General features: G+C 72.4%; 21 protein-coding genes. 15 read left to right on the plus strand and 6 right to left on the minus strand.

Going from position 1 to position 21,590, the window contains the following annotated elements; genetic code table 11:
• Positions 1 to 65: 65 nt before the first annotated feature.
• Positions 66 to 647, minus strand: coding sequence for a PspA-associated protein PspAB (gene pspAB, locus BMY61_RS22385; RefSeq protein ID WP_042444534.1), 582 nt, complete (start codon positions 645 to 647; stop codon positions 66 to 68).
• Positions 648 to 700: 53 nt separating this feature from the next.
• Entirely contained in the window at positions 701 to 1,621 is a 921-nt protein-coding gene (gene htpX / locus BMY61_RS22390; protein WP_042444536.1) for a zinc metalloprotease HtpX, read from the minus strand.
• 201 nt (positions 1,622 to 1,822) lie between these two features.
• On the opposite strand from htpX, the gene hrcA reads away from it, so the two are divergent.
• From hrcA to BMY61_RS22445, 11 genes are all read left to right on the plus strand, one after another.
• Entirely contained in the window at positions 1,823 to 2,854 is a 1,032-nt protein-coding gene (gene hrcA, locus BMY61_RS22395; protein ID WP_042444538.1) for a heat-inducible transcriptional repressor HrcA, read from the plus strand.
• 114 nt (positions 2,855 to 2,968) lie between these two features.
• Positions 2,969 to 4,111, plus strand: coding sequence for a molecular chaperone DnaJ (dnaJ, locus tag BMY61_RS22400; RefSeq protein WP_042444540.1), 1,143 nt, complete (start codon positions 2,969 to 2,971; stop codon positions 4,109 to 4,111).
• Between the two features lie 140 nt (positions 4,112 to 4,251).
• Complete coding sequence (locus BMY61_RS22405; protein ID WP_042444542.1) at positions 4,252 to 5,001, plus strand: 16S rRNA (uracil(1498)-N(3))-methyltransferase; 750 nt, start codon at positions 4,252 to 4,254, stop codon at positions 4,999 to 5,001.
• A 38-nt stretch (positions 5,002 to 5,039) separates the two neighbouring features.
• Complete coding sequence (locus BMY61_RS22410; RefSeq protein ID WP_042444544.1) at positions 5,040 to 6,281, plus strand: ATP-binding protein; 1,242 nt, start codon at positions 5,040 to 5,042, stop codon at positions 6,279 to 6,281.
• Positions 6,278 to 7,399, plus strand: coding sequence for a tetratricopeptide repeat protein (locus BMY61_RS22415; protein ID WP_042444546.1), 1,122 nt, complete (start codon positions 6,278 to 6,280; stop codon positions 7,397 to 7,399). The genes BMY61_RS22410 and BMY61_RS22415 overlap by 4 nt, the downstream gene beginning before the upstream one ends.
• A gap of 65 nt (positions 7,400 to 7,464) precedes the next feature.
• Entirely contained in the window at positions 7,465 to 10,686 is a 3,222-nt protein-coding gene (locus BMY61_RS22420) for a S41 family peptidase (RefSeq protein WP_042444548.1), read from the plus strand.
• Between the two features lie 168 nt (positions 10,687 to 10,854).
• A complete protein-coding gene (locus tag BMY61_RS22425; protein ID WP_042444550.1) occupies positions 10,855 to 11,217 on the plus strand; it encodes a histidine triad nucleotide-binding protein in 363 nt (120 codons plus the stop codon).
• Between the two features lie 5 nt (positions 11,218 to 11,222).
• Positions 11,223 to 12,140: a ribonuclease Z gene (locus tag BMY61_RS22430; protein ID WP_042444552.1), complete on the plus strand. Its 918-nt coding sequence runs from the start codon at positions 11,223 to 11,225 to the stop codon at positions 12,138 to 12,140.
• A gap of 145 nt (positions 12,141 to 12,285) precedes the next feature.
• Positions 12,286 to 13,332, plus strand: coding sequence for a PhoH family protein (locus BMY61_RS22435; protein ID WP_075004021.1), 1,047 nt, complete (start codon positions 12,286 to 12,288; stop codon positions 13,330 to 13,332).
• Between the two features lie 30 nt (positions 13,333 to 13,362).
• On the plus strand, positions 13,363 to 13,851 hold the full coding sequence (ybeY, locus tag BMY61_RS22440; RefSeq protein WP_042444556.1) for an rRNA maturation RNase YbeY: 489 nt from the start codon (positions 13,363 to 13,365) through the stop codon (positions 13,849 to 13,851).
• Positions 13,852 to 13,879: 28 nt separating this feature from the next.
• Complete coding sequence (locus BMY61_RS22445; protein WP_042444558.1) at positions 13,880 to 15,238, plus strand: hemolysin family protein; 1,359 nt, start codon at positions 13,880 to 13,882, stop codon at positions 15,236 to 15,238.
• Positions 15,239 to 15,260: 22 nt separating this feature from the next.
• On the opposite strand, the gene BMY61_RS22450 is transcribed toward BMY61_RS22445, so the two are convergent.
• Positions 15,261 to 15,698 (minus strand): DUF2000 domain-containing protein, encoded by a 438-nt coding sequence (locus tag BMY61_RS22450; protein WP_042444560.1) that lies wholly within the window; start codon positions 15,696 to 15,698, stop codon positions 15,261 to 15,263.
• A gap of 49 nt (positions 15,699 to 15,747) precedes the next feature.
• Between BMY61_RS22450 and BMY61_RS22455 the strand changes: the two genes are divergently transcribed.
• Complete coding sequence (locus BMY61_RS22455; protein ID WP_042444562.1) at positions 15,748 to 16,551, plus strand: helix-turn-helix domain-containing protein; 804 nt, start codon at positions 15,748 to 15,750, stop codon at positions 16,549 to 16,551.
• Positions 16,552 to 16,605: 54 nt separating this feature from the next.
• Here BMY61_RS22455 and BMY61_RS22460 read toward each other — a convergent pair whose 3' ends face one another.
• Positions 16,606 to 18,033: an MFS transporter gene (locus tag BMY61_RS22460; RefSeq protein WP_042444816.1), complete on the minus strand. Its 1,428-nt coding sequence runs from the start codon at positions 18,031 to 18,033 to the stop codon at positions 16,606 to 16,608.
• Positions 18,034 to 18,134: 101 nt separating this feature from the next.
• Here BMY61_RS22460 and BMY61_RS22465 point away from each other — a divergent pair, with 101 nt between their 5' ends.
• The gene (locus BMY61_RS22465; RefSeq protein ID WP_042444569.1) at positions 18,135 to 18,671 is read left to right on the plus strand and encodes a hypothetical protein; all 537 of its coding nucleotides are present in this window, start codon (positions 18,135 to 18,137) and stop codon (positions 18,669 to 18,671) included.
• 6 nt (positions 18,672 to 18,677) lie between these two features.
• Here the strand turns inward: BMY61_RS22465 and BMY61_RS22470 are convergent, their stop codons facing one another.
• Positions 18,678 to 19,448, minus strand: a complete 771-nt coding sequence (locus tag BMY61_RS22470; RefSeq protein WP_042444571.1) for a glucose 1-dehydrogenase — start codon at positions 19,446 to 19,448, stop codon at positions 18,678 to 18,680.
• A gap of 29 nt (positions 19,449 to 19,477) precedes the next feature.
• Positions 19,478 to 20,119, minus strand: a complete 642-nt coding sequence (locus BMY61_RS22475) for a TetR/AcrR family transcriptional regulator (RefSeq protein ID WP_042444573.1) — start codon at positions 20,117 to 20,119, stop codon at positions 19,478 to 19,480.
• A gap of 191 nt (positions 20,120 to 20,310) precedes the next feature.
• Between BMY61_RS22475 and BMY61_RS22480 the strand changes: the two genes are divergently transcribed.
• The gene (locus tag BMY61_RS22480) at positions 20,311 to 21,129 is read left to right on the plus strand and encodes a helix-turn-helix transcriptional regulator (RefSeq protein ID WP_042444817.1); all 819 of its coding nucleotides are present in this window, start codon (positions 20,311 to 20,313) and stop codon (positions 21,127 to 21,129) included.
• Between the two features lie 108 nt (positions 21,130 to 21,237).
• A partial coding sequence (locus tag BMY61_RS22485) for a M20/M25/M40 family metallo-hydrolase (RefSeq protein ID WP_143094467.1) occupies positions 21,238 to 21,590 on the plus strand: 353 nt, incomplete at its 3' end.

The raw sequence follows: 21,590 nt of genomic DNA on the forward strand, positions 1-21,590 counted from the left end.
TTCCCGCCGGCGTCGGCCGTTGCCGTGGGAGAGGTTCGACGGCCGAGCCCGGGGTGCGCCGGAGGCTAGAGCCCCGGCGCGCCCCACACCGGGAACCAGCGGCTGAGGTCCTGCTCGATGCGCAGGTCGTTGCCGATCATCGCCTTGATCTGGAGCTCCAGCGGGTTGTCCCGCTTCTCGCCGGGGAGCGGGGCGAAGGGGTAGAACGAACCTCGCTTGTAGAGGTAGACCAGCGCGAGGCGGCGGTGCTGCGCGTCGGTGAAGTTGACCAGCGAGCACAGCAGCTGCGGGCCGAAGCCCTGCGACTCCAGCCCGGAGTTGACCGCGTGGACGTCGTTGACGAGCGAGACGATGTCGTCCGGCGACTGCCGGGCGGTGATCCAGCTGTATCCGTAGGAGTCCCGCTGGGTCACCTCGATCGGCTGCCCGCCGCGGCTGGTGTCCGCGTCCAGCAGGGCCTGGATGTCCTGCTGGACCTGGGCGAACGCGCCGCCCTCGGCCGCGGCGAAGCAGACGGAACCGACGCCGGTCGGCTTGAAGCCGGCCGCCGCCTCCAGGGTGATCGCGGCCGAGGGGAGGCCGAAGAGCTGGTCGAGGTCGGGCTTGACCGGCTTGGTCCGGCCCAGCAGGGCGTCCAGGAAACCCATCGCTACGTCTGTCCTCTCGGCTCTTCTGTTCTGTTCCGGTGGGGCTGCCGCGGTCAGCTCTTGCCGAGCTCGGCGGAGATCTTGCCGAGCTGCTCGAGCCGCTGCTCGAGCGACGGGTGCGTGGAGAAGGCATTCGCCGCCACCTCGCGGGCCGACAGGGCCGGGGCGAAGTAGAAGGCGTTGTACGGCTGCGCCTTGCGCAGGTCCTGCGTCGGGATCGCGGCGATGTCGCCGGTCACCTTGGTCAGCGCCGAGGCCAGCGCCGAGGGACGGCCGGTCAGCAGCGCCGCCGAGCGGTCGGCGGACAGCTCACGGTAGCGCGACAGCAGGCGGGTCAGCAGGAAGCTGATGGCGTAGACGATCGCGCTGACCGCGATGACGACGATCGCCGCGACCGCGGTGTTGTCGTTGTCGCGGTTGTCGCGGTCGTTGAAGCCGCCGAACATGCCGAACTGCAGGCCGACGCGGGTGATGATGCCCGCCAGCACGCCGAGGAAGCCCGCGATGGTCATCACCGCGACGTCGCGGTGCGCGACATGGGAGAGTTCGTGCGCGAGCACGCCCTCCAGCTCCTCCGGCTCCAGCCGGCGCATGAGGCCCGTGGTGACGCAGACGACCGCGTTCTTCTCGTTGCGGCCCGTGGCGAAGGCGTTCGGCATGTCGGTGTCGGCCACCGCGACCCGCGGCTTGGGCATGTCGGCCAGCGCGCAGAGGCGGTCGATGGTGCCGTGCAGCTCCGGGTACTCCTGCGGCGAGACCTCACGTGCGCCCATGCTGAACGCGGCGATCTTGTCGCTGAACCAGAACTGGGCGACGAACAGCCCGCCCGCGAGGATGACGACGATCGGCCACGCCCCACGCAGTGCCACCAGCAGCAGACCGACGAAGGCGACGAAGAGCAGGCCGATCAGGAACATCGTGATCAGCATGCGCGTGGTCAGCCCACGGTCCGGCGCGAAACGAGTCCTGGACATGAGGTCCCTCCTGGGCGGTGAGCTGCCGATGCAATTCTGCCGTGCCGCCCTCGGTATGTGGTACGTCTGACGAGGCCTGGACGTTCCGGTCGTGGACCGTCGCGCTTTACACTGACAGCTGACGGAGGCTGGCACTCGAATGTCCAGAGTGCCAGAGCCGAGGTAGGAACAGGATCAAGGTCCGGCTGGAGGTGCGTGCCCGTGCGTGAGGAGCGTCAGCTCGACGACCGCAAGCTCGCGGTGCTGCGCGCCATCGTGCAGGACTACGTGGGCACCGAGGAGCCGGTCGGCTCCAAGGCCCTGGTCGAGCGCCACAACCTCGGCGTGTCGTCGGCGACCATCCGTAACGACATGGCCGTGCTCGAGGACGAGGGCTTCATCCACCAGCCGCACACCAGTGCCGGCCGGGTGCCCACGGACAAGGGCTACCGCCTCTTCGTGGACCGGCTGACGGAGGTCAAGCCGCTCTCGGTCGCGGAGCGCCGGGCCATCACCAACTTCCTCGACCACGCCGTCGACCTGGACGACGTCGTCACCCGCACGGTCCGGCTGCTCGCGCAGCTGACCCGGCAGGTGGCCGTGGTCCAGTACCCCTCGCTGACCCGCTCCACGGTCCGGCACGTCGAGCTGGTCGCGCTGAGCCCCACGCGGATCATGCTCGTCCTGATCACCGACACCGGCCGGGTCGAGCAGCGCCTGGTGGACTGCCCCCAGCCGGTCGGCGAGGCGATGCTCGCCGACCTGCGCACCCGGCTCAACGCCGGCGCGGGCGGCCGCCGCTTCGCGGAGGTCCCGCGCCTGCTGCAGGACCTGCCGGAGAGCTTCCTCCCGCAGGACCGCCCCGTCGTCACGACGGTGCTGTCCACGCTGTTCGAGGCGCTGGTCGAGCAGACGGAGGAGCGCGTCGTCCTCGGCGGCACCGCCAACCTCACCCGCTTCCCGCACGACTTCCCGCTCACCATCGCCCCCGTGCTGGAGGCGCTGGAGGAGCAGGTCGTGCTGCTTCGGCTGCTGGGTGAGACCGCGGACCCGGGCGTGATGGTCAGAATCGGTCACGAGAACGCCTACGAGGGCCTCAATTCCACCTCGGTCGTCTCGGTGGGCTACGGTTCGGGCGACGAGACCGTCGCCAAGCTCGGCGTGGTCGGCCCGACCCGCATGGACTATCCGGGAACCATGGCGGCGGTCCGGGCGGTTGCTCGGTATGTCGGCCAGATCCTGGCCGCGTCCTAGGCGGCAGCGACGACGCGACGACCGACGACGCAGCAGGGACCGACCACAACGGCCCGACCGACACCGGCCCGACAGCCGACACGAGCCTCAGACGGAAACTAGCGGAGCATTTTGGTGGCCACGGACTACTACGCGGTACTCGGCGTCCGACGGGACGCGAGTCAGGACGAGATCAAGAAGGCTTTCCGCCGTCTGGCGCGTGAGCTGCACCCTGACGTCAACCCGGACCCGAAGACGCAGGAGCGGTTCAAGGAGATCAACGCCGCGTACGAGGTCCTTTCCGACCCGAACAAGCGGCAGGTCTACGACCTCGGCGGCGACCCGCTGTCCGCGACGGGCGCGGGCGGCGGCGCGGGCGGCTTCGGCCAGGGCGCGGGCTTCGGCTTCAGCGACATCATGGACGCCTTCTTCGGCGCGGCCGGCGGCCAGCGCGGTCCGCGGTCGCGGACCCGCCGCGGCCAGGACGCCATGATCCGGATCGACATCGATCTGGAGGAGGCGGCCTTCGGCACGACCAAGGACATCCAGGTCGACACCGCGGTCCGCTGCAACACCTGCAACGGCGAGGGCGCGGCCCCGGGCACGTCGGCGCAGACCTGTGACATGTGTCGTGGGCGCGGCGAGATCTCGCAGGTCACGCGGTCCTTCCTGGGCCAGGTCATGACCTCGCGCCCCTGCCCGCAGTGCCAGGGCTTCGGCACCGTCGTCCCGACCCCGTGCCCCGAGTGCGCGGGCGACGGGCGCGTGCGCGCGCGGCGGACGCTGACGGTCAAGATCCCCGCCGGTGTGGACACCGGAACCCGGATCCAGCTGGCCGGCGAGGGCGAGATCGGCCCCGGCGGCGGCCAGGCCGGTGACCTGTACGTCGAGATCTCCGAGAACCCCCACAAGATCTTCCAGCGACGGGGGGACGACCTGCACTGCACGGTCACCCTCCCGATGACGGCGGCGGCGCTGGGAACGAAGGTCCCGCTGGAGACGCTGGACGGCATGGCGGAGATCGACATCCGGCCCGGCACCCAGTCCGGCCAGTCCATCCCCCTGCACGGGCGCGGCATCACGCACCTGCGGGGCGGCGGGCGTGGTGACCTCATCGTGCACGTGGAGGTCCTCACCCCGGGCAAGCTGGACCCGGAGCAGGAGGAGCTGATGCGCCGCCTGGCGAAGCTGCGCGGCGAGGAGCGCCCGTCAGGGCAGTTCGCGCCGGGGCAGCAGGGGCTCTTCTCCCGCCTGAAGGACGCGTTCAACGGGCGGTAGCCCCACAGGGGCGCGAGGAACTGCGCGACAAGCCACTGAGGTGGTGGGTCGCCGAATGCGCAGGGCCATCCGCATAGGGTGGTTTCTCGCGCAGTTCCTCGCGCCCCTGGGTTGAAGCCTTCCGAAAGCTGAGTCCGCACGTGACCGCTCCTGTTTTCCTGCTCCCTGCTGAACGCCTCGCTCTCGGTCGAGTCGGCGGTGTGGTCCGGCTCGACGGCGCGGAGGGACGGCACGCTGTCTCGGTCAAGCGGCTGAACCCCGGCGAGGACGTCGTCCTCACCGACGGGGAGGGTACCGGCCTGCGGGGGACCGTCGCCGCGGTCGAGGGCAAGGACGTCCTCGACGTCACCGTCGCCGAGTTGCTGGCCGAGCCCGAGCCGGACGTGCGGATCGTCGTGGTGCAGGCGCTGCCCAAGGGTGACCGTGGCGAGCTCGCCGTGGAGCTGATGACCGAGGTCGGGGTGGACGAGATCGTCCCCTGGCAGGCGTCCCGCTGCATCACGCAGTGGAAGGGCGAGCGCGGGGAGAAGGCCCTCACGAAATGGCGCGCGACAGCGCGCGAGGCGGGGAAGCAGTCGCGACGCCTACGGTTCCCCGTCGTCCGTGACGCGATGAGCACGCGTCAGGTCGCGACGTTGCTCGCCTCCGCCACGATGCCGGGCGTCCTGCACGAGGAGGGCGCCGCGCGGCTCGCCTCCGCGCAGCTGCCGAGGTCGGGGTCGGTCGTGCTGGTCGTCGGCCCGGAGGGCGGCGTCTCCCCGGACGAGATGGATACCTTCACCACCGCCGGCGCGGGCGCGTTCCTGCTCGGCCCGTCGGTCCTGCGGACCTCCACCGCCGGCGTCGCGGCAGCGTCCCTGCTGCTCGGCCGCAGCGGACGCTGGGGCTGACCCTTCGGGCTGTCGGCGACGGCACGTAGGGTGTCCGCATGCCCGAGGACACTCCGCTCATCCGTAGCATCCGCGCCGCCGTCGCCACGGCGCCCACGGACGTCACGCTCCGCCTGCACCTTGCGGAACTGCTGCTCGCGGCCGGCCGGGGTGAGGAGGCGGTCGCGGAGGCCGCGGTCGCGCTCCAGCACGAGCCGGCCAACGGCGACGCCCGGACGCTGATGCTGCGGGCCATGGGTGCCCCCGCGCCCGCCCCCGCGCCCGCTCCCGAAGCCGCACCGGCACCCCCGGCGCCTTCCTTCGACTGGTCGCAGGCCGAGGAGCAGCTCTCGGACATCGTGGAGCCGCGCTTCGTCGACCCGCTCGCCGCCGAGGAGCCGGACGGCGAGCCGGACGAGCCGGGCTGGGACGTGGAGCGGTCCGAGGTGACGCTCGCCGACGTCGGCGGCCTCGCCGAGGTGAAGCAGCGGCTGCAGGCCGCGTTCCTGGCGCCGATGCGCAACCCTGAGCTGCGCCGCCTGTACGGCAAGTCCCTGCGTGGCGGGCTGCTGCTGTACGGGCCGCCCGGCTGCGGCAAGACCTTCATCGCCCGCGCCGTCGCGGGCGAGCTCGGGGCCCGGTTCCTGTCCATCGGTCTGAGCGACGTGCTGGACATGTACATCGGGCAGTCCGAGCGGAACCTGCACGACATCTTCGAGACCGCCCGCCGCAACGCGCCCTGCGTGCTCTTCCTCGACGAGGTGGACGCGCTCGGCGGCAAGCGCAGCAACCTGCGGCACAACGCCATGCGCGGCACCGTCAACCAGCTGCTGACGGAGCTGGACGGCGCCGGCGCGGACAACGAGGGCGTCTTCGTGCTCGCCGCCACCAACCACCCCTGGGACGTGGACTCCGCGCTGCGCCGCCCGGGCCGGCTGGACCGGACGCTGCTGGTGCTGCCGCCGGACGCCCCGGCGCGCGAGGCGATCCTGCGCTACCACCTGCGCGACCGGCCGGTCGCGGGCGTGGACGTGGGCAGGCTGGTCAAGGCGACGGAGGGCTACTCCGGCGCCGACCTGGCCCACCTGTGCGAGAGCGCCGCCGAGGCGGCGCTGCTCGACTCCGCGGCCTCCGGCGAGGTCCGCATGATCGGCACCGGCGACCTGACGGCGGCGCTGAAGCAGGTCAAGCCGTCCATCGAGCCGTGGCTGGCGGCCGCCCGCAACGTCGCGCTCTTCGCCAACGAGGGCGGCATCTACGACGACCTGCTCGCCTACCTCAAGCGGGCGGGCAAGCTGTGACGACGACCCCCGGCACGGTCGGCGACCCGGCCGACCCGGCCGTCCGGTTGCAGCGCGCGCAGACCCTGCTGGGCCTCGGCCGCGCCGCCGAGGCGCGGGCGCTGTGCGCGTCCGCCGTCGCCGTCGACCCGGGCGACACCGCGGCCTGGCGGCTGCTCAGCCAGTGCTGCTTCGACCTGAACGAGCCCGAGGAGGGCCTGAGCGCGGCCGACCAGGCGCTGGCCACCGACCCGCACGACGCCGTCGCGCTGCGTCTGCGGGCGATGGGCCTGCTGCGCCTTGCCGAGCGTCGCGGCACCGGTCACGACCTCGCCGCACAGGCGGCCTGGGCGGCGATGCAGGCCGATCCCGAGCACTGGTACGGCCACGCCCTGGTCTCCTGGGCGACGCTGCCGCGGTCCGGCATGCTGTGGCCGGGGGACCAGGCGCAGACCTGCTACCAGGCTGCGCTGCGTGCCCGGGAGCTGGCGCCGCATCAGGCGGGCGCGCACTTCACCGCGGGCCGCGCGGCCGACGCGATGGGCCGCGACGCGGAGGCGGAGGCCTGCTACCGGGCCGCGCTCGCCATCGATCCCGAGCACATCGCCGCCCGCAACAACCTGGGCCGGCTGCTGCTCAAGCAGGGCAACGTCAAGGACGCCGCCGCCAGCTTCGCCGCCGTCGCCGCCGGGGACCACCTGCTCCAGAACGACGCCGGGCTCGGCGCCCACAACCTCCGCGCGGTCGCGTTGCGGCTGCTCTCCCGGGCCCGCTGGATCTCCGTCGTCGTCTTCATCGGCTCGCTGATGACGATCTCCCCCACGAACCCGCCGACCCTGGCGATCCGCGTCGGCGGCGCCCTCCTCGCCGTGGCCGCCTGGGCGGGCTGGGTGCTGTGGTCCCGGCGCCAGCTGCCGCCCGGACTGGTCGGCCCGCTGCTGCGCCTCGGCCGCGCCAGCGCCTCCCTGCGGGTCGCCCTCGTCGGCGTCGCCGCCGGCACCCTGGTCGGGCTCGCGCTGCTGTGCGTGCCACCCCTCGACCCGGCCGTCGGCTTCATGACCCTCCTCGGCGTGCTGCTCCAGTTCGCCGCCCTGCAGTACGCCCGCGTCCTCGCCCGCCGCGAGCGGCACGGTGCGTGACCCGGCCGGTTCGCTCACGGAAAAAGATCTCGAATACTGGACGCTGCCTCGGTAGCGTCACGCTCGTGACGCAGACGCAGACGCAGCAGACAGGCCCCGCCGAGGGCTACTTCCGGTATCCGCACCTCCACGGCGACCTGGTCGCCTTCGTGGCCGAGGACGACGTGTGGGTCGCGCCCCTCGACGGTGGACGGGCCTGGCGGGTGAGCGCCGATCACGTGCCGGTGGCGGGGCCCCGGTTCTCGCCGGACGGGACGCTGCTCGCCTGGGCGTCCACCCGGGACGGCGCGCCCGAGGTGCACGTCGCGCCCGTCGACGGCGGGCCCGCGCGGCGGCTGACGTACTGGGGCAACGCGCAGACGGCGGTACTGGGTTGGACGGCCGACGGCGAGGTGCTCGTCGCGAGCTCGCAGGGCCGCCGGTCCCGCGCGCACGTGTGGGCGCACGCCGTGCCGTTGGACGGCGGCCCCGCCCGGACGCTGCCCTTCGGGCGGCTGGGCAAGCTCGCGCTGCAGCCCGACGGAGCGGGCGTGCTGCTCTCCTCCGCGACCAACGGCCGCGAGGCCGCGCACTGGAAGCGCTACCGCGGCGGCCTGGCCGGCAAGCTGTGGATCGGCACCGAGGGCGGCGAGTTCACCCGCCTCCACGCCGAGCTGGACGGCCAGCTGGACTCGCCGATGTGGGTCGGCGACCGCGTCGCCTTCCTCTCCGACCACGACGGCGTCGCCCGCCTGTGGTCCTCCCGGCCCGACGGCTCCGACCTGCGCGCCCACGGCGGCCACGACTTCTACGCCCGCAACGCCGCCACCGACGGCGCGCGCGTCGTCTACCACGCCGGCGGCGAGCTGTGGCTCGTCGAGGACCTCGCGGAACGCACCGAGCCGCGGCGCCTGGAGATCCGCCTCGGCGGCCCGCGCAGCGACCGCCAACCGTTCCCGGTCGACGCCGCCCGCAACCTCGGCTCCGTGGCCGTGGACGGCGACGGGCGCTCCAGCGTCGTCGAGGTCCGCGGCACGCTCCACCGGGTCACCCACCGCGACGGACCGGTCCGCGCCCTGGCCACCACGCCGGGCGTCCGCCACCGCCTGCCCGTCGCGCTGCCGGACGGTGACTCCGCCTGGGTGACCGACGCGGAGGGCGAGGACGCCATCGAGTTCTCCGACGGCCGTCGCCTGCTGGCCGGCCGCCTCGGCCGCGTCGAGGAGCTGGCGGCCTCCCCGGACGGCACGCTGCTGGCCGCCGCCGACCGCACCGGCCGCGTGCTGCTGATCGCGACCGCCACCGACACCCCGGCCGAGGAGGCACTGCGCGAGCTCGACCGCAGCGAGCACGGCCTCACCAGCGGCCTGACCTTCTCCCCGGACTCGCGCTGGCTGGCCTGGTCGCACCCGCGCTTCGCCGAGGCGATGCTGAGCCAGATCCGCCTGGCCCGCGTCGAGACCGGCGAGATCGTCGAGGCCACCGCGAGCCGCTTCCGCGACTGGTCGCCCACCTTCACCGGCGACGGCCGCCACCTGGCCTTCCTGTCCGCACGCGACTTCGACCCGGTCTACGACGAGCACGCCTTCGACCTGGCCTTCCCCGTCGCCTCCCGGCCCTACCTGCTCACGTTGACCGCCGAGGCGCTCTCACCGTTCGGCCCGCTGCCGCAGGGCCGTCCCGTCGGCAAGAACGGCGACGGCGACGGCAAGGCCGACGCCGGCACGGACGAGCCGCCCGCCACCGAGGTCGACACCGAGGGCCTGGACGCCCGGGTGCTCGCCTTCCCCGTCCCGGCCGGCCGTTACGACGACCTGGCGGCGGTCAAGGGCGGTGTCGCCTGGATGCGCCACCCCGTCGCCGGTGTCCTCGGCAACAGCCGCGCCACGACGGAGAGCGAGGCCGAGCGCAGCTCGCTGGAGTACTACGACCTGAGCGCGCGTCGGCTCACCGTGCTCGTCGACCAACTCGACGGCTACGCCGTCTCCGGCGACGGCAGCCGCCTCGTGGTCCGCGACCGCGGCGCGCTCACCGTGCTGCCGGCCGACAGCCGTGTCGACAAGGACGACCGCGACGCCAGGTTCCCGGTGGACCTCTCCCGGGTCCGGGTCACCGTCGACCCGACCGCCGAGTGGCGGCAGATGTTCGACGAGACCGCGCGCCTGATGCGCGACAACTTCTGGCGCGCGGACCTCGGCGGTCTCGACTGGGACGCGGTCCAGGCCCAGTACCGCCCGTTGGTCGAGCGCGTCGGCAGCCACGGTGACCTGGTCGACGTGCTCTGGGAGCTCCAGGGCGCGCCCGGGACGTCCCACGCCTACGTCACCCCTCCCGCCGCCGGCCCCGGCGCCGAGCGCCGCCAGGGCTTCCTCGGCGCGGACCTGGCCCGCGACGAGCAGGGGGTGTGGCGGGTGGCCGCGGTGCTGCCCGGCGAGTCCTCGGACCCGCACGCCCGCTCGCCGCTGGCCGCGCCGGGCGTCGCGGTCCGCGCGGGCGACGCGCTGGTGGCCGTGAGCGGCCGTCCGGTCGACGCCCTCACCGGTCCTGCGCCGCTGCTGGTCGGCACGGCGGGCAAGCCCGTCGAGCTCACCGTCCTCCCGGCCGGGGGCGACGCGGAGCGCACCGTCGTCGTGGTCCCGCTCGCCGACGAGGCGCAGCTGCGCTACCACGCCTGGGTCACCGACCGCCGGGCCCACGTCCGCGAGGCCTCGGGCGGGCGGCTCGGCTACCTCCACGTGCCGGACATGGTCAGCCACGGCTGGGCCCAGCTCCACCGCGACCTGCGCAGCGAGGTGGCCCGCGACGGCCTGGTCGTCGACGTCCGCGAGAACCGCGGCGGGCACACCTCGCAGCTGGTGATCGAGAAGCTGAACCGCCGCGTGATCGGCTGGGACGTGGAGCGTGACTGCACGCCCACCACCTACCCCTTCGACGCCCCGCGCGGCCCGCTGGTCGCCGTCACCGACGAGTTCGCCGGCTCCGACGGCGACATCGTCGGCGCGGCGTTCCAGGCCCTGCGCCTGGGCCCCGTCGTCGGCGTCCGCAGCTGGGGCGGCGTGATCGGCATCGACGGCCGCTACAGCCTGGTCGACGGCACCGGCGTCACGCAGCCGCGCTACGCGACGTGGATGGAGGGCTACGGCTGGGGCCTGGAGAACCACGGCGTGGACCCGGACGTCGAGGTCGTCTGCGCCCCCCAGGACTGGGTGGCCGGCCGCGACCCCCAGCTCGACGAGGCGATCAGCTTGGCCCTGGCCGCGCTCGAATCCCGCCCGGCCGCGACCCCGCCCTCCATTCCGGAGCTGTAGTTGCACTGACCCCAGGGGCGCGAGGAACTGAGCGACAAGCCACGGACATGCGGATGGTCCCGATGCGAACAGGGCCATCCCCTCGGGTGGGTTGCTCGCGCAGTTCCTCGCGCCCCTACGGGGGTCGCTACGATCCGTACTGAGATCCCGTGACCGTAGGAGATGGTGATGGCCGGCGAGGCCCAGGCGGACTGCCTGTTCTGCAAGATCGTGGCCGGGGAGATCCCCTCCACCAAGGTGCGCGAGACCGAGCACACGCTCGCCTTCCGTGACATCAACCCGCAGATGCCGACGCACGTCCTCGTCGTGCCGAAGGCGCACTACCCCAACGCCGCCGCGCTCGCCGACGCGGACCCGCAGCTCGCGGGCGTCGTGCTCGCCGAGGCGGGGCGGGTCGCGGAGGAGGAGAAGGTCGACCAGAGCGGGTACCGCCTGATCTTCAACACCGGCTCCGGTGCCGGTCAGACCGTGTTCCACGCGCACGTGCACGTGCTCGGCGGCAACGCGGGGCTCCGCGAGAAGCTGGTCTGACCCGCGTGTCCGCGCGTGAGCTGGTCGTGCTGGGCACGGCCAGCCAGGTCCCCACCCGTCACCGGAACCACAACGGCTACCTGCTGCGCTGGGACGGCGAGGGCCTGCTCTTCGACCCGGGCGAGGGCACCCAGCGGCAGATGCTGCACGCGGGGGTGAGCTCGCACGACATCACCCGGATCTGCGTGACGCACTTCCACGGTGACCACTGCCTCGGCCTGCCCGGGGTGATCCAGCGGATCAACCTCGACAAGGTGCCCTACCCGGTCGCCGTCCACTACCCGGCGTCCGGCGAGGCGTTCTTCGAGCGGCTGCGCCACGCCAGCGCCTTCTACGAGACCGCGGAGCTGCGTCCCGAGCCGCTCACCGGCGAGGGTGGCGCGCTCAAGCCCACCGGCCGGGAGCGGACGCCGTTCACCCTCGAGGCGGCCCGGCTGTCGCACCCCGTCGACTCCTACGGCTACCGGCTCGTCGAGCCCGACGGCCGGCGGCTGCTGCCGCAGAAGCTGCGCGCCCACGGCATCTCCGGACCGGACGTCGGGCGTCTCCAGCGCGAGGGCCGCGTCGGTGACGTGACGCTCGGCGACGTCAGCGAGACGCGGCGTGGGCAGCGGGCGGCGTTCATCATGGACACCCGCCTGTGCGAGGGCGTGCACGCGCTCGCCGAGGGCGCGGACCTGCTGGTCATCGAGGCGACCTTCCGCGACGCGGACGAGCACCTCGCCGAGGAGCACGGCCATCTCACCGCCGCCCAGGCGGCGCGCGTCGCCGCGCAGGCGGGCGTGCGGACGCTGGTGCTGACGCATTTCTCGCAGCGCTATCCCGACCTGGAGGGCCATCTCGACGAGGCCCGCCGGCACTTCGACGGTGAGATCGTCGTCGCCGCGGACCTGATGCGCATCCCGGTGCCCGGCCGCGTGTGAATGAACAGCTGAATAAAAGACTGGCGCATCCCCGCCGGTGGGCGCAGCATCGTTGTCCCCGGCCGTACCGTCCGTCGTACCCTTTTCTTGGATCACCGATGGACTCGACAGAGAAATGGGATGAGGCAGGCCCCAGCGCCGACCTATGACTTCTCAAACGCAGACCCAGTCGTCGCAGTCGCAGACCCAAGCGCGCATCGTCATCCCGGAGAAGCACCCGATGGTGACGGTGCTCGGCACCGGGGACTCACTCCTCCGCGTGATCGAGAACGCCTTCCCCTCCGTCGACATCCACGCCCGCGGCAACGAGGTCACCGCGACCGGTGACCCGCGCGAGACCGCGTTGGTGCAGCGGCTGTTCGACGAGATGATGCTGGTGCTCCGCACCGGTCAGCCGCTGACCGAGGACACCGTGGAGCGTTCCATCGCGATGCTGCGCAAGGCCTCCGAGGACCCGACCAGTCCCGAGGCGCACGAGAGCCCCTCGTCCGTCTTCACCGCGAACATCCTCTCCAACCGCGGCCGCTCGATCCGTCCCAAGACGCTGAACCAGCAGACCTACGTGGACGCGATCGACCGCCACACCATCGTCTTCGGCATCGGCCCGGCCGGTACCGGCAAGACGTACCTGGCGATGGCCAAGGCCGTGCAGGCGCTCCAGGCCAAGCAGGTCAACCGGATCATCCTGACCCGTCCGGCCGTCGAGGCCGGCGAGCGGCTGGGCTTCCTGCCCGGCACGCTCTACGAGAAGATCGACCCGTACCTGCGCCCGCTCTACGACGCGCTGCACGACATGATCGACCCGGACTCGATCCCGCGCCTGATGGCCGCGGGGACGATCGAGGTGGCGCCGCTCGCCTACATGCGCGGCCGTACCCTCAACGACGCGTTCATCATCCTCGACGAGGCGCAGAACACCAGCGCCGAGCAGATGAAGATGTTCCTGACCCGTCTCGGCTTCAACTCCAAGATCGTGGTCACCGGCGACGTCACGCAGATCGACCTGCCCGGCGGCACGGTCAGCGGCCTGCGCGTGGTCCAGGACATCCTGGACGGCGTGGAGGACATCCACTTCTCCCGCCTGACCAGCGCGGACGTCGTCCGCCACAAGCTGGTCGGCCGCATCGTCGACGCCTACAGCCGCTACGACGCCAACCCCGCGCCGAAGCCGAACTCCCACCGCAACGCGTAACCACTCAGGAAGCCGAGAACCGCACTCGCCATGGCGATCGACATCAACAACGAATCCGGGACCGACGTCGACGAGGAGGCGCTCCTCGACGTCGCGCGCTTCGCGCTGGACCGGATGCGCATCCACCCGCTCTCCGAGCTCTCCGTCATCGTCGTGGACGAGGAGGCCATGGCGGCGCTGCACGTGCAGTGGATGGACGAGCCCGGGCCGACGGACGTCATGTCGTTCCCGATGGACGAGCTGCGGCCCGGCAAGGAGGACGAGGAGCCCCCGCAGGGCCTTCTCGGCGACATCGTGCTGTGCCCGGAGGTCGCCGCCAAGCAGGGCGCGGCCAACGGCCACTCCATGGACGCGGAGCTGCAGCTGCTCACCGTCCACGGCGTGCTGCACGTCCTCGGGTACGACCACGAGGACCCGGAGGAGGAGCGCGAGATGTTCGGGCTGCAGAAGCGGATCCTGGACGACTGGCGCGCCACTCGCGGCGAGACCGGTCCGTCCCCGGCACCCACCACCCGGTGAACGACTCGCGCAGAGAAGTCCACACGAAATGAGCGGCAGTAGTACCGGCTTCAGCACCTCCTTCCTCATCGGGGCGGTGCTGCTCGTCATCTGTGCCTGGCTGGCGGCCTGCGCCGAGGCGGGCATCTCGCGGGTCTCCCGCTTCCGCGCCGAGGAGGCGGCCCGCAACGGCCGTCGCGGCGGGGAGCGCCTGCTGGCCCTGGCGAGCGACCCGATCCGCTACCTCAACCTGGCCACGCTGATCCGGGTCACCTGCGAGATGGCGGCGACCGTCCTGGTGGCCGTCGTCTGTGTGCGCGACTTCCCGCACACCTGGCAGGCGGTCCTGGTCTCCATCGGCGTCATGGTGCTGGTCTCCTTCGTCGCGGTCGGCGTCTCGCCGCGCACGATCGGCCGCCAGCACCCCCTGAACTCCGCCACGGCGGCCTCCTACGTGCTGTTGCCGCTGGCCAGGGTGCTGGGCCCGATCCCGCGCCTGCTGATCCTGCTCGGCAACGCGCTGACCCCCGGCAAGGGCTTCCGTGAGGGCCCGTTCGCCTCCGAGGCGGAGCTGCGGGCGCTGGTCGACCTGGCCGAGAAGGACGACCTGATCGAGGACGACGAGCGCCGCATGGTGCACTCGGTCTTCGAGCTGGGCGACACCATCGTCCGCGAGGTGATGGTGCCCCGCACCGACCTGGTGATGATCGAGCGCGGCAAGACCGTCCGCCAGGCCCTGACGCTCGCGCTGCGCTCGGGCTTCTCCCGGATGCCGGTGGTCGGCGAGAACGAGGACGACGTCGTCGGCATCGCCTATCTCAAGGACCTGGTCCGGCGCACCCACACCAACCGCGACGCGGAGTCCGAGCCGGTCGGCTCGGTGATGCGGCCGGCCACCTTCGTCCCCGACAGCAAGCCGGCGGCGGACCTGCTGCGGGAGATGCAGCGCGACCGGATCCACGTCGCCGTCGTCATCGACGAGTACGGCGGCACGGCCGGGCTGGTGACGATCGAGGACATCCTTGAGGAGATCGTCGGCGAGATCACCGACGAGTACGACCGGGAGACCCCCGCCGTCGAGCCGCTGCCCGACGGCTCCTACCGGATCACCGCACGCCTGCCCGTGGAGGAGCTCGGCGAGCTGTTCGGCCTGGACCTGGAGGACGAGGACGTCGACACCGTCGGCGGCCTGCTGGCCAAGGCCCTCGGCCGCGTCCCGATCCCCGGCAGCCACGCGTCGGTGCAGCTGCCGGACGAGGAGGACCTGCCGATCGCCGCGATCCACCTCACCGCCGAGAGCACGGCGGGCCGCCGCAACCGCATCGGGACGCTGCTGGCGTCCCCCGTGCCGCGCGTCAGCCAGGACGTGGAGCGCGAGGACGAGGAGCGGCGCGCCGAGTCCGCCTGAGCCCGGTTTCCGGGAGCACGGCTCACGGGTGCATCCGGGCGCCCTTGATCACCTTGTCGACGACGTTGCGCGGCCCGTACACGGCCAGGCCGACGATGTCGAGGTCGTCGCCGCGCACGGCGCGGACGGCGGCGCGGTTGTCCGCGTCGTTGCCGGTGGCGAACAGGTCCGAGGTGAAGACCGCGCGCGGCAGCGAGCGGGCGAGGGCCTTGGCGTGGGCGGCGGTGAGCGTCTCCTTGGTGCCCTCGAAGACCAGCACGGGCTGCCGGAACATCCGCAGGTAGGCGGTGCCGTCGGCGTCCTGGTACGGCTCCCCGATCACCTCGGGCGCCTCCGTGCCCAGGCCGCTGACGAGGAACGCCGTCACGTTGAGGCGCTGCCAGGTCTGCAGGTCCTCGCGGAGCAGCACGGCGATCTTGGTGTCGAAGCGGACGGGGGCGGCGGTCTCGTGGTCGCTCATGGAACGAGACTGCCGCCCGCCCGTCGGCCCGGTCTTGTACGTTCTTTGCATGGCCGCAGGTGAGTCGGTGTCCGCGTGGCGTCCGCAGGTCCCGGGCGTCACCGAGGTCTTCCACGCCCACTTCACCGAGCACGCCTACCCGATGCACGTCCACGACGTCTGGACGCTGCTGATCGTCGATTCCGGCGCGGTTCGCTACGACCTCAACCGCCACGCCTGCGGCACGCTCCACGAGACCGTCTCGCTGCTGCCCCCGCACGTTCCTCACAACGGGTCGCCCGCGACCTCGGAGGGCTTCCGTAAGCGCGTCCTCTACGTGGACTCCTCGATCCTCGACCCCACCCTGATCGGTGCGGCGGCGGACACCCCGGACCTCTCGGACCCGCTGCTGCGCACTCGGGTCGGCCAACTCCACGGCGTGCTGGCGCAGCGGGGCGAGGAGCTGGAGGCGGAGAGCCGCCTCGCCTTCATCGGCGAGCGGCTGCGCACGCACCTGCGGGCTCGTGAGGTCCTGGTTCCGGGCCAGGGCGTCGCCGAGCAGCTGCGGGAGCTTCTCGACGCCCGCGTCCGGGAGGGCCTCACCCTGCAGGAGGCTGCGGAGCTGGTCCATGCCCATCCGGCGCACCTCGTACGGGCGTTCACCGCGCGATTCGGCCTCGCCCCGCACCAGTACCTGACGTCCCGTCGCGTCGATCACGCCCGCTCCCTCCTCCTGGACGGCCTCCCGCCCGCCGAGGCGGCGACCGCGGCGGGCTTCTACGACCAGGCGCATCTGGGAAGGCACTTCAAGCGCGTGGTCGGCGTCCCTCCCGGACGGTTCCGTTGCCCTACCTGGGCGGACGGTCCTCACTGAACAGAGCCAGCGGCACAGGGTGGTTGCTCACGCAGTTCCCCGCGCCCCTGAGGGCTATCGGCGTCGGGCCGCGGTCCCCAGCCCCACCGCGACCGTCAGCGCCAGGACCGCGACGGCCACCGCGTCCACCGCGAGGCCGAGCTTCACGCCGGAGAGGACGTCCGCGCGGGTGGAGGCCACCGCGGCGAGGAGCGGGATGCCGACCGTGACGCCGACCTGCTGCGTCGTGGTCGTCAGACCCGTCGCCTGCCCCTGCTCGTCGTCGGGGAGGCCCGAGGTCGCGGTGACGTTGTAGGCGACCATCGCCGCCATGTGGCCGATGCCGGCCAGCGAGATGACGACCAGGAACAGCCAGGTGCCGCCCGTTCCCGCGCCGATGGCCAGCAGGCCGAAGGTGAGCGCCGCCTGCAGCAGCAGGCCGCCGGCGAGGACCTTCGCGGAGCCGACGCGGGCCACCCAGCGGGGGGCGAGGGTGCCGGTGAGCGCGCAGGAGACGCCGAGCGCGCCGAAGACCAGGCCGGTCAGCACGGGGGAGAGGCGGTTGACCTGCTGGAGGTAGAGCGTGCCGAGGAAGACCGCCGCCGTCATCGTGGAGATGGTGGCCAGGCCACCCAGGTTGCCGAAGGCGACGGTGGGACGGCGCAGGATGCGCAGGGAGATGAGCGGTTCGGCGGTGCGCGCCTCGATGACGAAGAACGCGGTCAGCAGGACGGCCGCCGTGACCAGGGTGACCAGCACGGACGTGTCCCCGAAGCCCTTCTGCGCGGCGGTGGACAGGGCGTAGATCAGCGACAGCAGGCCGCCGGTGACGGTGATCGCGCCGGGGATGTCCATGCGCGGCCGGACGGCGTTGCGGGACTCCGGCAGCAGCCGCGGCGCGGCGAGCAGGACGGCTGCGCCCATGACCACGTTGAGGCCCATCGTGGAGCGCCAGGTGAGCAGTTGGGTGAGCACGCCGCCGAGCACCATGCCGCAGGTGAAGCCGACGGCCATCAGGCTGCCCATGATGCCGAGCGCCCGGTCGCGCTGCGGGCCCTCGCGGAAGGTGGTGGTCAGCAGCGCCATTCCGGCGGGGACGATCGCGGCCGCCCCGAGGCCCTGCAGGGCCCGTCCGGCGAGGAAGCTCTCGGGGGACCAGGCCAGCGTGGCCAGCACGGACGCCGCGGTGAACAGCGTCAACCCACCGAGGAACACCCGCTTGCGCCCGACGGCGTCGGCGACCCGCCCGAACAGCAGCAGGAAGCCGCCGGAGGGGAGCGCGAACGCGGTCATGCCCCACTGCAGGTCGGCCTGCGACAGGTGCAGCGACTGACCGAGCGAGGGCAGCGCGATGTTGAGGATGGAGAAGTCGAGGGCCACCGCGAACTGGGCGGCACAGAGGACGAAGAGGACCAGCCGGGCCCGTAGCGACAGGCCTCCCTCGGGCTGGAGGCTGCTGGTGGTGGTCGTGGAGCGGTCTTCCGCTGTGGTGTCGATCGCCATGACCATCATGGTTCTGCGGATCAACAGGCCGTGGAGAGAGGCCGCTTGTCCTGTTGGTGCCACCACCAGGCAGGCCCGGACGGCATGGTAGACAGGGCCTCATGTTCGAGATCTTGAAGGACCGGGCGGGGCTGACGGCCGACGCGTCGATGGTCGACGTCGTCGCGGCGGTGCACCGGATGCCCTACGGACGACCGGCGGTCCGCAGCGTCGAGGGGGCGCTCGCCGAGTGGCGGGGGACCTGTTCCACCAAACACGCCCTGCTGGCGGCCGTGTTCGCCGAGCGCTGGCCCGAGAGCGAACCGCGGTTGGTCCACCGCGTCTACCGCTGCACCCCGGAGCTCGCCCAGCGGAGCTTCGGCGCGCAGGCCGCGTCGGCCGTTCCGGCTGAGGGCCTGTGGGACGTCCACCGCTACCTGACGGTGGACGTCGACGGCCGTCGCGTCGTCGTCGACGTCACCTTCCCCTCGGGGCCGTCCTGGGACGGGGCCGCCACCATGCCACTCGCCTGCGGACCCGGTACCGACCACGTCGTCGACGCGGGCGGCGACGCGGACGCGGACAAGCGGGCGCTGGAGCGGGAGTGGTGCGACCCCGCGGTCCGCGAACCGTTCATCGCGGCCCTCCCCGAGGGCTGAGGGAGGCTACTGGCCCATGACGTATTTGACCGTCGGGCCCGTGGTCCAGCCGCCGTCGACGGCCAGTTCCGCGCCGGTGACGTAGGAGGCGGCGTCGGAGAGCAGGAAGACGGTCGCGGCGGCGATCTCGTGGGGCTCACCGACGCGGCCCATCGGGGTGTTGGGGTAGTTGCCCTCGCCCTGCTGGATGCCGACGGAGGCCGTCATGGGGGTGTAGGTCATGCCCGGGTGGACGGAGTTGACGCGGATGCGCTCGGTGCCGAGCTCCACCGCGCCGATCTTGCTGAGGCCGCGGACGCCCCACTTCGACGCGCCGTAGCCGGCGGTCAGGGCGAGGCCCATCAGGCCGGCCGCGGAGGAGATGTTGACGATCGAGCCGCCGCCGACCGCGCGCATGGCCGGGATCGCGGCCTTCATGCCGATGAAGACGCCGGTGAGGTTGATGTCGAGGACACGGCGGAACTGCTCGACGGACTCGTCCGCGAGGAAGCTGCCGGTGGAGATGCCCGCGTTGTTGACCAGGCCGTGCAGGCCGCCGAAGGTCTCCACGGCGAAGGCGACGACCTCGGCCCACCCCTGCTCGGAGGTGACGTCGTGGTGGCGGTAGCGGGCGCGGTCGCCCAGGGCGGCGGCGGTCGCGGCGCCGTCCTCGTCGAGGACGTCGGTGAGGACGACGTTGGCGCCGGCGGCGACGGCCTGGCGGGCGGTCTCGGCGCCGAGGCCGCGGGCGCCGCCGGTGACGAGGACGGTCTTGCCGGTGAGGTCGATGGTGGTCATGCTGCGCCTGTTTCTTGATGGAGGGGTGGTCAGGAGTGGGGGTGCGGGGTGGTCAGCATCGCCGCGGAGACGGCCGCCAGGTCGGCCAGGAAGGCCGGTTCCTCGGTCAGGGGCGGCTCCCCGGACGTGAGTTGGCGGGCCCGCTCGGCCAGGGCGGTGCCGATCAGGCTGAGCGCGAGGTCGATCCGCTCCAGGCGGACCGGCTCGGGCAGGGGAGTGGGCAGCGCCGTGAGCGGGCGTTCTAGTGCGCAGATCAGACGCCAGTAGCCGGTGCCGGTGAGGCCGGGGTGGGGCGTGCGGGTCCGCACGCCGCTGTCGTGGCTGAGCTGCGCGGTGATCCGCAGGCAGTGACGACCGCGTTCGGTACGCAGCTCGCCGCCCTCGGCGGCGATCAGCGCCCGCAGCAGTTGCGGCAGCGTGGCCGTATCGACGTCGACGCCGAGGGCGGTGAGGGCGTCCTCGACGCGTCGCTGCCGCTCCGCGAGCAGCTGTGCGAGCAGCCCCTCACGGGAGCCGAAGTGGTACTGCACGGCCGACGGGTTGGCCTGTCCGGCCTGGGCGACGATGTCGCGCAGCTGCGCGCCGTGGACGCCGCGGGTGGCGAACTGCTCCTCCGCGGCGCGCAGGAGGCGGTCGCGGGTGCTGGTGCCGGAGGCGGGGGTGCGAGCCATGCGGTCCATGTTAATACTGGACATTATTAAGTGGGCATAAGCAACGATCGAACGCATGTCCGATGCGGAATTCCCCGGGGGCCGGAAGGCGCTTGGATAGTCTGGGGGCACACCATCAGGCAGGGGAGACTGTGGACGTTCGTACGAAGACCGCCGATGTCCGACGCCGTGCCGACCTGCGCGAGTTCCTGATGAGCCGACGCGCCCGGGTCACCCCCGCCGACGCCGGCCTGCCCGACGGCGGCGCCCGCCGCCGGACGCCCGGGCTGCGCCGCGAGGAGGTGGCCGTTCTCGCCGGGGTGGGGGTCAGCTGGTACCAGTGGCTCGAGCAGGGGCGTGACATCACCGTCTCCGGCCAGGTCCTCGACTCCGTCTCGCGGGTGCTCAAGCTCGACGAGCCCGAGCGGCGCCACCTCTACGTGCTCGCGGGCCTCAACCCGCCGCTCCTCGCGATCCCGCAGGAGCAGGCCACGGTGAGCGACTCGATCCAGCGGCTCATCGACGCCTGGATGCCGCTGCCAGCCAACGTCATCGACCGCTACTGGAACAACGTCGCCTTCAACGCCGCGTCCGCCGCGGTCTTCGACTTCAGCGACCGCTGCACCAACTGCCTGGTCAACTACTTCACCAGCCACATCTACCGGGGCCGCCACGTCGGCTGGTCCGAGGACGCGGCCCTGATCGCCGCCGAGTACCGCGCCGCGGCCGCGGAGTTCCCCGGCGACGAGGGCTTCGCCGCGATCGTGGACGACCTGAGCCTGCAGAGCGAGCACTTCGCCGAGCTGTGGGCGCGCGGCGACGTCCGGCCGCCCGGCACCCGGCCGAAGCACGTCGACCATCCGCTGGTCGGTGAGCTGCACTTCGAGAGCACCCAGCTGCGCATCCCCGAGCGCCCCGACCTCACGGTCGTCCTGCACAACGCCCTGCCCGGCACGGAGACGCTGCAGAAGCTCCAGTGGCTCGCCTCCCCGGAGAGTCGCCGCGCCACGATGCGGCCCATCGCCGGCTGATCCGTGCGCGCGACTGCGCGCAGCGGCTGATCCGTGCAGGCGTGCGGAGTGCCCAGCGGCCGGGCGGAGCATGGGCGCGTTCCGCCCGTGACGCCTGAGGAGACGCCGATGACCCCCACCCTCGCCGAGTCCGCCGCCCTGATCCAGCCGGAGTTGGTCGCGTTGCGGCGGGCGGTCCACGAGGAGCCGGAGATCGGCCTGGACCTTCCGTTGACGCAGGCGAAGGTGTTGGCGGCGTTGGAGGGGCTGGGTCTTGAGGTCTCGGTGGGGGAGAAGCTGAGCAGCGTCACGGCGGTGCTGCGCGGTGGGCGACCGGGTCCGGCGGTGCTGCTGCGGGCCGACATGGACGCGCTGCCGGTGCAGGAGACCAGCGGGCTGCCGTTCGCGTCCCGCATCCCCGGAGCCATGCACGCGTGCGGGCACGACCTGCACGTCGCCGGGCTGGTGGGCGCGGCGAAGCT

Source organism: Streptacidiphilus jiangxiensis (genome assembly GCF_900109465.1).
Classification (GTDB): Bacteria; Actinomycetota; Actinomycetes; order Streptomycetales; family Streptomycetaceae; genus Streptacidiphilus; species Streptacidiphilus jiangxiensis.